Origin of the sequence: Xanthomonas nasturtii, from assembly GCF_023337365.3 — a bacterium.
Lineage (GTDB): Bacteria > Pseudomonadota > Gammaproteobacteria > Xanthomonadales > Xanthomonadaceae > Xanthomonas > Xanthomonas nasturtii.
Genome location: NZ_CP142084.2, coordinates 3,683,548 through 3,696,436, shown reverse-complemented (window position 1 = coordinate 3,696,436; position 12,889 = coordinate 3,683,548). Strand labels below are relative to the sequence as shown.

General features: G+C 65.8%; 15 protein-coding genes. 10 read left to right on the top strand and 5 right to left on the bottom strand.

What is annotated here, in order from left to right; genetic code table 11:
• Positions 1 to 111 precede the first annotated feature (111 nt).
• The 10 genes from M3O59_RS16060 (at position 112) to M3O59_RS16015 (ending at position 8,848) form a co-directional block, all read left to right on the top strand.
• On the top strand, positions 112 to 759 hold the full coding sequence (locus tag M3O59_RS16060) for a thermostable hemolysin (protein ID WP_116905258.1): 648 nt from the start codon (positions 112 to 114) through the stop codon (positions 757 to 759).
• Positions 756 to 2,255, top strand: coding sequence for an AMP-binding protein (locus M3O59_RS16055; protein WP_249054346.1), 1,500 nt, complete (start codon positions 756 to 758; stop codon positions 2,253 to 2,255). Before M3O59_RS16060 ends, M3O59_RS16055 begins: the two co-directional genes overlap by 4 nt.
• Positions 2,252 to 2,926: a TenA family transcriptional regulator gene (locus M3O59_RS16050; protein WP_116905224.1), complete on the top strand. Its 675-nt coding sequence runs from the start codon at positions 2,252 to 2,254 to the stop codon at positions 2,924 to 2,926. The genes M3O59_RS16055 and M3O59_RS16050 overlap by 4 nt, the downstream gene beginning before the upstream one ends.
• Positions 2,926 to 3,765 carry an SDR family oxidoreductase gene (locus M3O59_RS16045; protein WP_116905223.1) on the top strand — a complete coding sequence of 280 codons (840 nt, stop codon included), beginning with the start codon at positions 2,926 to 2,928 and terminating at the stop codon, positions 3,763 to 3,765. Before M3O59_RS16050 ends, M3O59_RS16045 begins: the two co-directional genes overlap by 1 nt.
• Positions 3,746 to 4,408: a hypothetical protein gene (locus tag M3O59_RS16040; protein ID WP_116905222.1), complete on the top strand. Its 663-nt coding sequence runs from the start codon at positions 3,746 to 3,748 to the stop codon at positions 4,406 to 4,408. Before M3O59_RS16045 ends, M3O59_RS16040 begins: the two co-directional genes overlap by 20 nt.
• Positions 4,409 to 4,430: 22 nt before the next feature.
• Entirely contained in the window at positions 4,431 to 5,129 is a 699-nt protein-coding gene (locus tag M3O59_RS16035) for a response regulator (RefSeq protein WP_116905221.1), read from the top strand.
• Between the two features lie 17 nt (positions 5,130 to 5,146).
• Positions 5,147 to 6,508 (top strand): ATP-binding protein, encoded by a 1,362-nt coding sequence (locus M3O59_RS16030; protein WP_116905257.1) that lies wholly within the window; start codon positions 5,147 to 5,149, stop codon positions 6,506 to 6,508.
• A gap of 99 nt (positions 6,509 to 6,607) precedes the next feature.
• Positions 6,608 to 6,973 (top strand): BlaI/MecI/CopY family transcriptional regulator, encoded by a 366-nt coding sequence (locus tag M3O59_RS16025; RefSeq protein WP_116905220.1) that lies wholly within the window; start codon positions 6,608 to 6,610, stop codon positions 6,971 to 6,973.
• A complete protein-coding gene (locus M3O59_RS16020; protein ID WP_116905219.1) occupies positions 6,963 to 8,267 on the top strand; it encodes a TonB family protein in 1,305 nt (434 codons plus the stop codon). Before M3O59_RS16025 ends, M3O59_RS16020 begins: the two co-directional genes overlap by 11 nt.
• Entirely contained in the window at positions 8,264 to 8,848 is a 585-nt protein-coding gene (locus M3O59_RS16015) for a hypothetical protein (RefSeq protein ID WP_116905218.1), read from the top strand. Before M3O59_RS16020 ends, M3O59_RS16015 begins: the two co-directional genes overlap by 4 nt.
• A gap of 34 nt (positions 8,849 to 8,882) precedes the next feature.
• Here M3O59_RS16015 and modC read toward each other — a convergent pair whose 3' ends face one another.
• From modC to M3O59_RS15990, 5 genes are all read right to left on the bottom strand, one after another.
• A complete protein-coding gene (modC, locus tag M3O59_RS16010; protein WP_116905217.1) occupies positions 8,883 to 9,497 on the bottom strand; it encodes a molybdenum ABC transporter ATP-binding protein in 615 nt (204 codons plus the stop codon).
• Complete coding sequence (gene modB / locus M3O59_RS16005) at positions 9,497 to 10,183, bottom strand: molybdate ABC transporter permease subunit (protein WP_015472643.1); 687 nt, start codon at positions 10,181 to 10,183, stop codon at positions 9,497 to 9,499. Before modB ends, modC begins: the two co-directional genes overlap by 1 nt.
• Positions 10,184 to 10,199: 16 nt before the next feature.
• Positions 10,200 to 10,976 carry a molybdate ABC transporter substrate-binding protein gene (gene modA / locus M3O59_RS16000; RefSeq protein ID WP_116905216.1) on the bottom strand — a complete coding sequence of 259 codons (777 nt, stop codon included), beginning with the start codon at positions 10,974 to 10,976 and terminating at the stop codon, positions 10,200 to 10,202.
• A 63-nt stretch (positions 10,977 to 11,039) separates the two neighbouring features.
• A complete protein-coding gene (locus M3O59_RS15995) occupies positions 11,040 to 11,864 on the bottom strand; it encodes an MBL fold metallo-hydrolase (RefSeq protein WP_116905215.1) in 825 nt (274 codons plus the stop codon).
• Positions 11,865 to 11,877: 13 nt separating this feature from the next.
• Positions 11,878 to 12,651 carry a S1/P1 nuclease gene (locus tag M3O59_RS15990; RefSeq protein ID WP_147308451.1) on the bottom strand — a complete coding sequence of 258 codons (774 nt, stop codon included), beginning with the start codon at positions 12,649 to 12,651 and terminating at the stop codon, positions 11,878 to 11,880.
• Between the last annotated feature and the right edge of the window lie 238 nt (positions 12,652 to 12,889).

The following is a 12,889-nucleotide window of genomic DNA, read 5'->3' as shown; positions in this document are numbered from 1 at the left end:
CCGTGCAACGAATTGCTACGGCAGAACTTACAACTCGATAACACATGGCTCATGGTCACTTAATCGAGCCGGCCCAGCATGCACTGCATGATCACCTCCTCGCCTTCGCGTTTGTATTCCCGCCGTGGATTTGCCAGTGCCAGCCTGATCGGGGTCGGGCATGCGCAGCGCCCGGAGGTGGAACGCTTCATCGCTGCGGTCTACCTGCAGCGTTACGGTGCGCAACTGCGCAGCTTTCTGCCGCAGTTGCTGGTCTACCGCGATGCCGAAGGTGCGCTGATGGCGGCAGTAGGCATGCGGCTCGGCAGCGCCGGTCGTCTGTTCGTGGAGCAGTATCTGGATGAGCCCGCCGAATCGGCGCTGGCCGCCTGCATGGCTGCGCCCGTGGCACGCTCGTGCCTGGCCGAGGTGGGTAATTTCGCGGCGATCAGTGCCGGCAGCGCACGTGCGCTGATCCCGCAGATGACCCACGCGCTGCACGATGCCGGTGTGCGCTGGGTCTTGTTCGCCGCAACGCGCGGGTTGCGCAATACCTTCGATCGGCTCCAACTGCGGCCGCTGGCACTGGCGCCCGCGTTGCAGTCGCGCCTTCGCGACGACGACAGCGACTGGGGCAGCTACTACGCAACGCAACCGCAGGTGGTATGCGGCGACGTCGCCGCCGGCCATGCCTTTTTGCTCGCGCGGCAATCACTGCATCCGCAGGCCGCACGCCTTGGCATCGAGACGATGCCGTACCAGATGGGAGTAGGTGCATGAGCGCACGTTTCGTCGAGTTGCTCGATCATTTGCACGGCCATGCACCGCGGGTGCTGACCGCCACCGCGAGCCTGGGCGCGCAGGCGTTGGCCGATGCGGTGGCGCGGTTGGCGGCGAGCATGCAGATCGCAGGGCTGACACGGGTTGCCAGCCGGCTCGACAACGGCCCGGACTGGTTGATCCTGGATCTGGCACTACGTCTGATCGACGCCGTCCACGTGCCATTGCCGACCTTCTTCTCCGACTCCCAGGTGCTGCACGCGCTGACCTCTAGCGGCGCGCAATGCGTGGTGACCGACCTTGCCGCCGCCGCGCCGGCCGGCAGCAGCGGCCCGCTCCCCGCAATGCATGGCGATTCGCTGCGGTTCTGGCGGGTGGCTGCAGTTGTCGGGCTGCCCACCTTGCCAGAAGCCACTGCGTGCATCACCTATACGTCCGGAACCACCGGCCGCCCCAAAGGCGTGTGCCTGTCCGCCGACAGCCTGCTCACGGTTGCCGGCTCGCTGGTGGATGCTTCGTCTGCGATCGCACCGCGTCGGCATCTTTGCCTGATGCCGTTGTCCACCTTGCTGGAGAACGTGGCCGGGCTGTACGCAACCTTGTTGTCCGGCGCGCAGGTGGCGTTGCCGTCGCTGGCGCAGATCGGCTACACCGGCGCCAGCGGGCTGGATGTGCCGACGCTACTGCGCTGCCTGCACCAGTATCAACCCGAGAGCGTCATCCTGGTGCCGCAGTTGTTGCTGGCCTTGGTCAGCGCTGCCGAGCAGGGCGTTGCCCTGCCGGCATCACTGCGCTACATCGCTGTCGGTGGCGGGCATATCGGCCCCAGTCTGCTCGCGCGTGCCGCGGCGTTGGGGCTGCCGGTGTTCGAAGGCTACGGCCTGACCGAATGCGGCTCGGTGGTTTGCCTCAACCGGCCCGGTGCCGTGCGTGCGGGTAGTGTCGGTCAGGTGCTGGCGCATGCACGGGTGCAGATCGTCGACGGCGAGATCCAGGTCGATGGCGTGCGCGCACTCGGCTATCTGGGCGAAGAAGCATTGCCGCCGGGGCCGGTACGCACCGGCGATCTGGGATATGTGGACCACGACGGTTTCGTGCATATCACCGGGCGCCGCAAGCATCTGTTCATCACTGCCTTCGGCCGCAACGTGTCGCCCGAATGGGTGGAAAGCGAATTGCTGCAACACCCGCTGCTTGCACAGGCGGTGGTGTGGGGCGAAGCGCAGGCCGACAACGTGGCGGTGCTATGGCCACGACGGCCCGACAGCGACGACGCGGCAATCGCCAAGGCGCTGGCCGAAGTCAACGCCGGCTTGCCGGATTACGCACGCGTGGCGCGCTTCGTGCGCGCAGATGCACCCTTCAGCGCACTCCAGGGCCTGCTCACGGCCAACGGGCGCCCCCGCCGCGACGCGATCCTCGCGCGCTATCAATCCGCCGTCGATCGCAGTTACCGGTCGCCGGCTACCGTCGTCTCTCAAGGAATTTCTCCATGACGTTTTACACATCCCTGCTGGCGCAGACCGAGGCCGAACGCGAGCGCATGACTCAGGTGCCGATCATCCAGGCGGCACTGGCCGGCAACATCGCCCGCGACGATTACGTGGCGTTTCTCGGCCAGGCCTATCACCACGTGCGGCACACCGTACCGCTGCTGATGGCCTGCGGCGCACGCCTGCCGGCGCGGCTGGAATGGCTGCGCGAAGCCATCGGCGAATACATCGAAGAGGAGATGGGCCATCAGGAATGGATCCTGGACGATCTGGTGGCGTGCGGGCAGGCGCGCGAAGCGACCGTGCTAGCGGGGCCATCGCTGGCCACCGAGCTATTGGTCAGCTACGCCTACGACACCATCCAGCGTGGCAACCCGGTGGGGTTCTTCGGCATGGTGCTGGTGCTGGAAGGCACCAGCGTGGCGTTGGCCACGCGTGCGGCCAACAGCATTGCGCATTCGCTGGAATTGCCACGCAATGCCTTCAGTTACCTGTTGTCGCATGGCGATCTGGATATCGAACATGCCGGTTTTTTCGAGACGTTGATGAACCGGCTCGACGACCCGTTCGACCAGCAGGCGGTGGTGCATGCGGCCAAGCGTTTTTACGTGCTGTACGGCGATCTGTTTCGCACCTTGCGCAGCGAAGGCGTGCGTCTGGCGGAGGCGGCGTAATGGATCTGCATGGCAAGTGCGTCATCGTGACCGGCGCCACTGGTGGCATCGGCGCCGCACTGTGCGCCGGCTTGGTCGGGGCAGGCGCAACCGTTGTCGCGGTGGGGCGAACGGAGCAGACGTTGCAGCGGCTAGCTGCCGCACACGCGCCCGGTCGCGTGGTGCCGGTGGTCGCGGATCTGGCCAGCGACGCGGGCCGTGCGGTGTTGCTGGCACGTGCGCATGAGATGCGCCCGGCACCGTCGGTGCTGGTGCTTGCGCATGCGCAAAGCCACTTCGGATTACTGCAGGACCAAGACCCGGCGGATCTGGCCGCAGTGGTGCATCTGAATCTCACCGTACCGATGCTGCTGGTGCAGGCGCTGTTGCCGGCCTTCGCGCGCCAGCCGGATGCAGCGATGGTGGCGGTCGGCTCCACCTTCGGCAGTATCGGGTTTGCCGGTTTTGCCGGCTACAGCGCCAGCAAATTCGGTCTGCGTGGTCTGTTCGAAGCGCTGGCGCGCGAGCATGCCGGTGCCAGCGTGCGTTTCCAGTATCTGTCGCCGCGTGCCACCGCCACTGCGTTCAATCCTGCGGCGGTGGATGCGCTCAATGCGGAGCTGGGGACCGCGGTGGATCGTGCCGAGGACGTGGCCGCAGCGCTATTGCAATCAATCGTGCGCGGCGATGCACGGCGTCAGTTGGGGTGGCCGGAAAAGCTGTTTGCCCGGCTCAATGGGCTACTGCCCGAACTGGTGGACCGCGCCTTGCGCAAACAGCTTCACCTCATCCGTCGCCATGCGCGGCCCAGCGGTACCGCCGCCACACAGGAGTTTTCGCATGAACCGCAGTTGCCGTAAATCGCGCATCTTCAGTGCGCTGGGATTGTGCATGATCGCCGGCGCCGGCTGGGCGGCCGGTCTGTCGCCGCAGGTGGCGCAGCTGCAGGACCGCTGGGCGGTGATCACCTATCAACTGCCAAAACCGCAGCGGGTTGTCGCATTGGAAGCACTCGCACAGCAATCCGATCAAGTGTGCCATGCCTTGCCGGACGATGCAGAGGCATTGATCTGGGACGGCATCGTGCGCTCGAGTCTGGCTGGGGAAAAAGGCGGTCTGGGCGCGTTGGCGCAGGTCAAACGCGCGCGTACGGATTTCGAACAGGCCATCAAGCGCGCACCGCGCGCGCTCGACGGTGCGGCCTACACCAGTCTGGGCGCGCTGTATTACCAAGTGCCCGGCTGGCCGATCGGTTTCGGTGACGACGCCAGGGCGCGCACATTGCTCTATCAGGGCCTGGCGATCGATCCAGACGGACTGGACAGCAATTACTTCGTCGGTGACTTCCTGCGCGACCAGAAGGACTGGGCTGGGGCGGCAAAAGCGTTCGAAAAGGCCGCTGCCGCACCACCACGTCAGGGCCGGCAGGTTGCCGACGCTGGCCGACGCAAGGAAATTGCCGCCAAGCTGGCAGATGTGCGGGCGCAGCTTGCCAAGCAGTGAGCAGACTTACAGACTGGCGCACATGCGCATTCTGCTGGTTGAAGACGATCTCTCACTGGGCGAGGGCATTCGCACTGCATTGCGGCGCGCCGCCTATGCAGTGGACTGGGTGCATGACGGCGTCAGTGCGTTGATGGCGCTACAGGAGGAGACCATGGATCTGGTCATCCTGGATTTGGGCTTGCCGCGCATGGATGGCATCGAGGTCATCCGCACCGCACGCGCTCGTGCGCTGGACACGCCGATTCTGGTACTCAGCGCACGTGAGCGTGCAGCCGACCGCGCGCTTGGGCTGGATGTCGGTGCAGACGATTATCTGGGCAAGCCCTTCGACACCAATGAACTGTTGGCGCGCACGCGGGCCCTGCTGCGCCGCTCGGCCGGGCGCGCACAGCCGGCATTGCAGGCCGGCGCACTGCGGCTGGACCCGGCCGGCATGTCGGTGCGCTGGCACGGCCGCGACCTGGATCTGACCCGGCGCGAGTTTGCCCTGTTGTGGCTGTTGATGGAGCAGCGTGGCCGGCCGATCGGGCGCGAGCGTATCCAGCAACATCTCTATGGATGGGACGATGACGTGGCCAGCAATGCGGTGGACGTGCATGTGCACCAGTTGCGTCGCAAGCTGTCGGCAGCCGTGATCCGCACCGTTCGCGGCATTGGTTACGCACTGGACGAACAGGCCGCACAGGCCGCCGCGACCCCGCCGCAGGCGCCGCAATGAATTCGATTCGGCGTGTGTTGTTGCTGGCCTTGCTGGGCGTGTTGTCGTTGCTGATGCTGGCCGCAGCCGGGTTCAGTTATCGCGCAGGGCTGCAGGAAGCCGGTGAGATGTTCGATGCACGCCTCGTGCAGTCGGCACGCGTACTGCTGTCGTTGGTGGATCGACCCCTGGACGATCTGCGAGCAGGCGAGCCGATCGTGATCCGTGGATGGCATGGGCAAGCGCAAGGCGTGGGCGAAGCGTTGGCGTTCAACGACGGCCATGCCTACGAAACCAAACTGGCATTCCAGGTGCGCAACGCTGCCGGTGCGCTGCTATTGCGTTCTGACAGCGCACCGGCGCAACCACTGGCACCGCTACGTGCCGGCTATGCAGACGTACACCTTGCCGATGGCCAGTGGCGCACATTCACCCTGCGCTCGCCGGGCGGGCGCTGGTTTCAATCGGCCGAACGCGCCGATATTCGTGAGGAGCTTGCCGAAGACATCGCGCTGGGAACGTTGTTGCCGCTGCTGATGGCGTTGCCATTGATGGGGCTGCTGATCTGGGCCGTGGTGAATTGGGCAATGCGCTCGCTGGTACGTGTCTCCGACGAGATCGGCGAGCGCGACCCAAAGCGCTTGCAGCCGCTGCAGCCACAGCATATGCCACGCGAGGTGCATGGCCTGGTGCGCGCAGTCAACGGATTGATGGGCCGTGTTCAGGACGGATTGGAACGCGAACGCCGCTTTATCGCCGACGCCGCGCATGAACTGCGGACACCGATCGCCGCGCTCAAAGTGCACGCGGCCAACCTGCGCCTGGCCACCAACGCACAGGAACGCGATGAATCGCAGCAGCAACTCGATGCCAATGTGCTGCGCATCGAACGCATGATTGCGCAGCTGCTGGCCTTGAGCAGGGTCGAAGCGGTCGCTGCGCTACCACAGCGCAGCGTGAGCCTGGATACCTTGGTGCGGAGCGAGTCCGAAGATGTGCTGGCGCTGGCGGTGCAACGCCAGCAGAGCGTGGAGCTGGCACTGCAACCGGTGATGGTCATCGCCGATGAAACCGCGTTGTCGTTGCTGCTGCGCAACCTGTTGGAAAACGCCGTGCGCTACACCCCGGCGGGTGGCCGCATCCGGGTCAGCACGCACAACGCACCGCAGCCGACACTGGTGGTGGAGGATTCCGGTCCCGGCATCCCCGAAGCGGCGCGCGCACGCGTGTTTCATCGCTTCCATCGCGAACTAGGCACCGGTGTAGAAGGCAGCGGGCTGGGTTTGTCGATTGTGCACGACATCGCTGTGGTACATGCAGCACGCGTGCAGCTGGATGAAGCGCCCACATTGGGCGGCTTACGTGTCAGTGTGCAATTTGCCGGAAAGCCGATCAGCTGACAGACGATCCGTCGGCGAGGGTGGCACCGCACCGACAAACGGTGCTTGACAGCGGATTCGTTTACGCGCGTAATCGAAAAAAATTACGGGTGTAATCGTATGCAGATCAGTGATGCCGAAGCGGTGGTGATGCAGGTGCTCTGGGACGGCGCTCCGCGCACGGCCGAAGAGGTGATTGCCGCGCTGGCACACACCGGCTGGGCCGAGCCGACCATCAAGACCTTGCTCAACCGGCTGCTCACCAAAGGCGCCGTTGCAGCAGAAAAGCATGGTCGCAAATACCACTACACACCGCTGCTGGCGCGTGAGCACTGGGTGCAGCAGCAGAGCGAAGGATTGCTGCAGCGGCTGTTCGGCGGGCGGGTTGCGCCACTGGTGGCCCACTTCAGCGCACGCGGGCAACTCAGCCGGGCCGACATCGCGGAATTGAAGCGTCTGCTCAAGGAGTTGGACGATGCACCTTGACCTGCCATCGCTGTTGCGCGTCACGCTGTACAGCAGCGCAGCGCTACTGACATGCCTGCTGCTGCGTCGTGCGCTGCGTGCCTGGCTTGGCGCAACAGCTGCGTACGCGATCTGGGCCGCCGTGCCGCTCGCGGTGTTGGCAGCGTTGCTGCCGGGGCCGCCGCTAGCGACAGCGTTGCCGAAGATGCCGGCGTTGGTTGCATTGCCGCTCACCCTGGAAAGCAGCCAGCCCGCATGGGCGGGTGAGTTGCTGGCTGCCTGGCTGGCCGGTGCCGTTGCGATGGCCGTCGCGCTTTGCTGGCGACAACGGCAATACGTGCACAGCCTGGGCGCGTTGCATGCGCTGGGCAGCGGGCTGTGGGCGGCAACGCACGATGTGGGGTTGCCGGTGTCGCTGGGCATCTGGCGCCCGCGCATCGTGGTGCCGATGGATTTCCACAAGCGCTACACCGCCGCCGAGCGCACGCTGATCCTGGCGCATGAGCGCCTGCATCTGCGTCGCGGCGATCTGCACGCCAATCTGCTGGCCGCAACGTTGCTGTGTATCGGCTGGTGCCATCCGTTGATGCATCTGGCATGGCGCGCGTTCCGGCTGGATCAGGAACTGGCCTGCGATGCTGCCGTGCTGGCGCGCTTCCCGGGCCAGCGCCGCAGCTACGCCACGGCGATGCTGAAGACCCAGTGTGGCGCCGGCTGGATGCCGACGACCGCCTGCCATTGGGCCGCGCCGCATGCCATCACGCAACGCGTGGCTGCATTGCTGAGCCCTGCGGTGGAAGTACCGCGTGCGCGTTGGAATCTACGCATGGTGGTCGCGATGGCGGTGATGCTCAGCGGCGCCTGCTGGGCTTTCCAACCTGCGCAACTGCAGGGTATGCCCGTGCCCGGCAATGCGCCCGATTTTCGCAGCATGCAGCCGCCCAGGTATCCAGCGCATGCGGTTGCCGCGCAGCTTGCCGGATTTGTCGAACTACAGATCGCGGTGAGCCCAACTGGAACACCCGACGACATCGCGATCGTGCACAGCACGCCGGCCGGCGTGTTCGATCAAGCCGTGCTCGACGCAGCACGCACCTGGCGCTTCAAGCCGGCGCTCAGGCAGGGCCACGCAGTGGCGTCCGACGTACGCGTGCCGGTGAAATTCGAACTGGATCCACCAGAACCTGCGCCGGCAGTTACGCATCGAAATGCCGGTCCCGATCACAATGCCGAAACGCAGCACGCTGCAGCGCAGTCCAAGCGCGTTGCCAGCTGCGCAAAGACGCAATGCATTGAACGCGGAACGCTGCAATGAACTCCCTCAAGGTCTGCAGCGTCTTCCTGACGCTGGCTGTAAGCGGTTGCGCCACCCGGCAGGGCGTGGAGCAGGAACGTCGCCAGCGCGAGGATTCAGTGGATCAACGCCTGCTGCCATCGCAGCCGGATGACGTGGGCACCGCGAGGATCGAGCCCTATAAGCTGGCGCCAACCCAGCGCTTTCGCATGCCGCGTGCGCTGCGCAGCGAGGCACCGGTACTGCCTGCCGATTCGCCGCGCCAGACCCTGGCGCCGACCACCGTCTGTGCCCATCTCATCCTCGCTGCCGACGGTAGCGTGCAGCGCGTCGATGCGATGTCCGACCGCGAAGAATGCGTGGCAGGGCTGCTGCCAGACAATGCCGATCTGCTGCAGGCGGTGCGCACCACCGCGCAGCGATGGCAGTTCGTCCCGGCCGCGATGTGCACGTATGCACCCGGGGTTGCGCAACCGGCAGCACCGGACGATTGCACCGGCGCCTCCCAGATCGAGCCGGTACCGGTGACGCTGTCGTTCGCGTTCACCTTCGAGGTGCGGCAAGGCAAGGTGAGCGTGCGTAGCGGGAAGGTCGCGCGATAGGGATTGCAGCGGTTGCTACGTTTAGTCGCCGCTTTCAATCCAGCACATGCACGCTATCGGCAATGCGCTGCACCTCATCGGGGTTGTGGCTGACGTAGAGCATCGGCAGGCGAATCTCGTCGCGCACGCGCTGCAGGTACGGGATCAATTCTTCGCGGCGCGCCTGGTCCAAAGCAGACAGCGGTTCGTCGAACAGCAGGATCGCCGGTTGCGCCAACAAGGCGCGGCCGATCGCCACGCGCTGCGCCTCGCCCCCGGAGAGGTTGCGCGGCCGGCGTTGCAATAACGGCGCGATGCCAAGCAGTCCCACCACATCGTCGAAGCCGAACGGCGCCGTGCCGCGCGCATGCCGGCCGTAGCGCAGGTTGCCGCGCACATCCAGGTGCGGGAACAGCCGCGCATCTTGAAACACGTAACCGATCCGGCGCTTGTGCGTGGGCAGGTCGATGCCTTGCCCGGCGTCGAACAGGCAGCGCCCGTCGATGCGGATATGCCCGGCATGCGGGCGCACCAGTCCGGCAATCGCGTTGAGCACCGTGGTCTTGCCGGCACCGGATGGGCCCACCAGCGCCACCACGCGCGCATCGTCGTGGATGCGGATACGCCGTTCGAAGGTGCCGCGTTGCAGCTGCAGATCGATATCCAGCATCAGTCCTCCTCGCGCGGATGCGGCCTGCGCACCAGCCATTCGGACAGCAGCAACGCTGCCAGCGAAATCGCCAGCGCCACGCCGGCCAGCCGCCAGATGCCCGATTCCATGCCCGGCACCTGCATCAGGCCATAGATGGCCGACGACAAGGTCTGCGTTTCGCCAGGGATATTCGACACGAAGGTGATGGTGGCGCCGAACTCGCCCAGTGCCTTGGCAAACGCAAGCACCACGCCGGCGACCAAGCCCGGCCAGGCCAGCGGCAAGGTGATGCTGAAAAACACCCGCCACGGCCCGGCGCCCAGGGTGGCGGCGGCCGCTTCCAGGCGACGGTCGGTGGCTTCGATGGATAGACGGATCGCGCGCACCATCAGCGGAAATCCCATCACCGCGCACGCCAGCGCCGCGCCGGTCCAGCGGAAGGCGAACTGGATGCCCAGGTGTTCCAGCAACCAGCTGCCCACCGGCCCCTGCGTGCCCAGTACCACCAGCAGCGCATAGCCGGTGACCACCGGCGGCATCACCAACGGCAGATGCAGCAGCGCATCCAGCAGCGCCTTGCCCGGAAAGCGGCGCCGCGCCAGCAACCAGCCGCAGGCGATACCCGGCGGCAGGCTGGCAAGCGCCGCCACGATCGCAACCTTGAGACTCAAGCCGATCGCGGTCAGCTCTTCCGGGGTGAACATCGACAAGCGGCGTGCCTCAATCCTTCAACGAAAAACCGCGGCGCGCGAAGATCGTCCTGGCCGGCTTGCTCGCCAGCCAGGTCACGAAAGCGGCGGTGGCGGGATTGCTGCTGTTTTTCAATGCGGCAACCGGATAGACAATGGCCTCATGGCTGTCGTCGGGAAAGGTCGCCACCACGCGGACCTTGGCATCGGCGCGTGCGTCCGAGCCGTACACGATGCCCAGCGGCGCTTCGCCACGCGAGACCAGCATCAATGCCGCGCGCACGCTTTCCGATTCGGCAAGGCGGTCGCTGACGCTGTCCCATTGGCCGAGCTTGCGCAGCGCAGCGGCGGCGTATTTGCCGGCCGGCACGCTGGCGGTCTGGCCAACGGCCAGGCGGCCGTTCTCGCCAAGCGCCTTGGCAATGGCGCCGGGTGTGCGCGGGTCCACGCGCAGCTTGCTGTTGGCCGGCGCGATCAATACCAGCGTGTTGCCGAGCAGGTTGTGACGCTGCGCCGGCAGCACCAGGCCACGTTGCTGCAGGTAATCCATCCACTCCAGGTCGGCCGAAAAGAACACGTCCGCCGGTGCGCCCTGTTCGATCTGGCGTGCCAGTGCGGAGCTCGCTGCATACGACACCCGCACCGGCGTGCCGGCCGCTTTCTCGTATGCAGCCGTGGCCTCGTCCATCGATTCTTTCAGGCTGGCCGCTGCGAATACGGTGACCGGTGCGGTCTGCGCACTCGCCAGCATGGGCAGCGCCAACATCAGCACGCACAACGCGCGTTGCCAGAAACCGATCATGCGCATGGGGGAACTCCTCACCGGGTAGTCCCCGATCATAACGGCTGGGCGATGCGCCCCGCGTGGCGACTACGGAACCAGTCCGGCGCAGCGGCCCGCCTGCAGATTGGTCTGCAAGGCCGGCCGGATCAGCTTGGGTTCGGGCAAGCTGGCATCGCGCGCTTGTCGCTGCGCCACGAAGGCATCGACATCGACGCCGTCGCGCACGTGAATATTGCTGCGCCGCTGTGCGCCGATACTGGTCTGGTACGCCACCGCGCGCCCACCGGGGCCGTAGTCGTGGCAGACGAACACACGGGTGCGCTCCGGCAGCGTATACATGCGCTGGATCGACGCAAACAGCTGGCGCGCATCGCCGCCGGGAAAGTCGCAACGCGCGGTGCCCGCATCGGGCATGAACAACGAATCGCCCGGAAACAGCGCATCGCCGATCAGGTACGCAATGCTGTCGCTGGTGTGGCCGGGTACTGCGATGACGCGTGCGGCGATGCCGCCGAGCAGGAAACGCTCGTCATCGGCAAACAGATGATCGAACTGCGAACCATCGGCACGGAAGTCTTCCGGCAATGCGTACTGCGGTGCCAGCGTCTGTTGCACCTGACGAATGCCTTCGCCGATGCCGATGCGCGCCTGCGGCCAGTGCTGTTTCAGCCACTGCGCAGCAGACAGGTGATCGGCATGCGCATGGGTTTCCAGCAGCCACTGCAGCTGCCATCCGCGTTGCTCGATGGCATCGAGGATGGCTTGCGCCGCATGCGTCTGGATGATGCCGGTATCGGCCACATAATCCAGCGCCGGGTCGATCACCGCCGCCGCACCGGAGGCGGCATCGGCGACCACATAGGTGAAGGTGTTGCTGGCGGCATGAAAGAACGCAAGGACCTGGGGCTGCATCGGCGTCTCCACGTCAGGGGCTGGCCAGCGCCGCATTGAGTACGGCGGCGAGCCGGTCGCCGGCCAGGCGCAACTGCGTTTCGGCGACCGGGCGATAGGTGGCGATGTAGGTCTGCGGCAACACATGTGCGCTGGGGTACACGCCGGGCGTGATGGCGATCTTGCACGAGGCCTGTGCCCACGCCGCAGCCGGTGGTGGCAATGCCGCAGACACCGCTGTGGCAGCAGGTAATGCCAGCAGGCGTTGCAGGTAGGCATCGTCGCTCAGATGGCGGTCGTTGAGCATGCCGCTGTCCCATAGCGCATGCAGGTTGCTGCCCTTGCCATCGACCTGCAGCTGGAAGTCGTTGCCGCCCTTGTCGTGCGCGTAGCCGGCATGCATCGGTTGATGGATGTCGCCGACAAAATGCACCACGAACTTCAGGGCCTGGCGACGCACGTCCAGCGGCTGGTTGCGATCTGCAAGCAACGCGGTTTGTTGATCCAGCGCGGCGATCACGCAATTGCCGTCCGGGCAGTCGCGCGGCGGCGAATACGCGCAGTCGTGTTCGCCCAGATTGACGTAGTGCCACGGCCCGGAGCGCTTGCCCAGGTCCGGGTCGTGCTCGCGCAGCGCGTCGGCCCAGCTGGCCACGCCATGCAGCGTCGGGTCCGGCTCGCCGGCCAGCAATTGCGCCACCTGCGCACGTGCCTGCGGGCTCAGTTCGGTTTCGGCGATGCGCGCCACCAGGCGGTGACCCTGTGGGCCCCAGGCCAGCGCGGTGGTGGGGTGGATCGCGGCGGCCATTGCCGTCGCAACGACGATTGCAGAGAGGGGGAATGTCTTCATCCGCTGATTGTACGCATCGGTCCGGGACGGTTTGATGGCCACCCCGGACATGCGACAGCCACGCCTCAGCGTGGCACCAGCACCGCTTGGAGCGGCGACTACAACCTGGCGAGCAGTGGTCAGGCAGATGTGGACAGCACGCTCAGGACCCGGTGCACGAGCGGTATATGCCGCACCGAACACTGACTGCGCCCGC

Excerpts from the sequence above, each read along its gene's own strand:
- M3O59_RS16025 (WP_116905220.1), top strand. The coding sequence starts at position 6,608 with ATGCAGATCAGTGATGCCGAAGCGGTGGTGATGCAGGTGCTCTGGGAC.
- M3O59_RS15995 (WP_116905215.1), bottom strand. The coding sequence starts at position 11,864 with ATGCAGCCCCAGGTCCTTGCGTTCTTTCATGCCGCCAGCAACACCTTC.
- M3O59_RS16040 (WP_116905222.1), top strand. The coding sequence starts at position 3,746 with ATGAACCGCAGTTGCCGTAAATCGCGCATCTTCAGTGCGCTGGGATTG.
- modA (WP_116905216.1), bottom strand. The coding sequence starts at position 10,976 with ATGCGCATGATCGGTTTCTGGCAACGCGCGTTGTGCGTGCTGATGTTG.
- M3O59_RS16045 (WP_116905223.1), top strand. The coding sequence starts at position 2,926 with ATGGATCTGCATGGCAAGTGCGTCATCGTGACCGGCGCCACTGGTGGC.
- M3O59_RS16035 (WP_116905221.1), top strand. The coding sequence starts at position 4,431 with ATGCGCATTCTGCTGGTTGAAGACGATCTCTCACTGGGCGAGGGCATT.
- M3O59_RS16050 (WP_116905224.1), top strand. The coding sequence starts at position 2,252 with ATGACGTTTTACACATCCCTGCTGGCGCAGACCGAGGCCGAACGCGAG.
- modB (WP_015472643.1), bottom strand. The coding sequence starts at position 10,183 with ATGTTCACCCCGGAAGAGCTGACCGCGATCGGCTTGAGTCTCAAGGTT.
- M3O59_RS16055 (WP_249054346.1), top strand. The coding sequence starts at position 756 with ATGAGCGCACGTTTCGTCGAGTTGCTCGATCATTTGCACGGCCATGCA.
- M3O59_RS16020 (WP_116905219.1), top strand. The coding sequence starts at position 6,963 with ATGCACCTTGACCTGCCATCGCTGTTGCGCGTCACGCTGTACAGCAGC.
- M3O59_RS15990 (WP_147308451.1), bottom strand. The coding sequence starts at position 12,651 with ATGGCCGCCGCGATCCACCCCACCACCGCGCTGGCCTGGGGCCCACAG.
- M3O59_RS16015 (WP_116905218.1), top strand. The coding sequence starts at position 8,264 with ATGAACTCCCTCAAGGTCTGCAGCGTCTTCCTGACGCTGGCTGTAAGC.
- modC (WP_116905217.1), bottom strand. The coding sequence starts at position 9,497 with ATGCTGGATATCGATCTGCAGCTGCAACGCGGCACCTTCGAACGGCGT.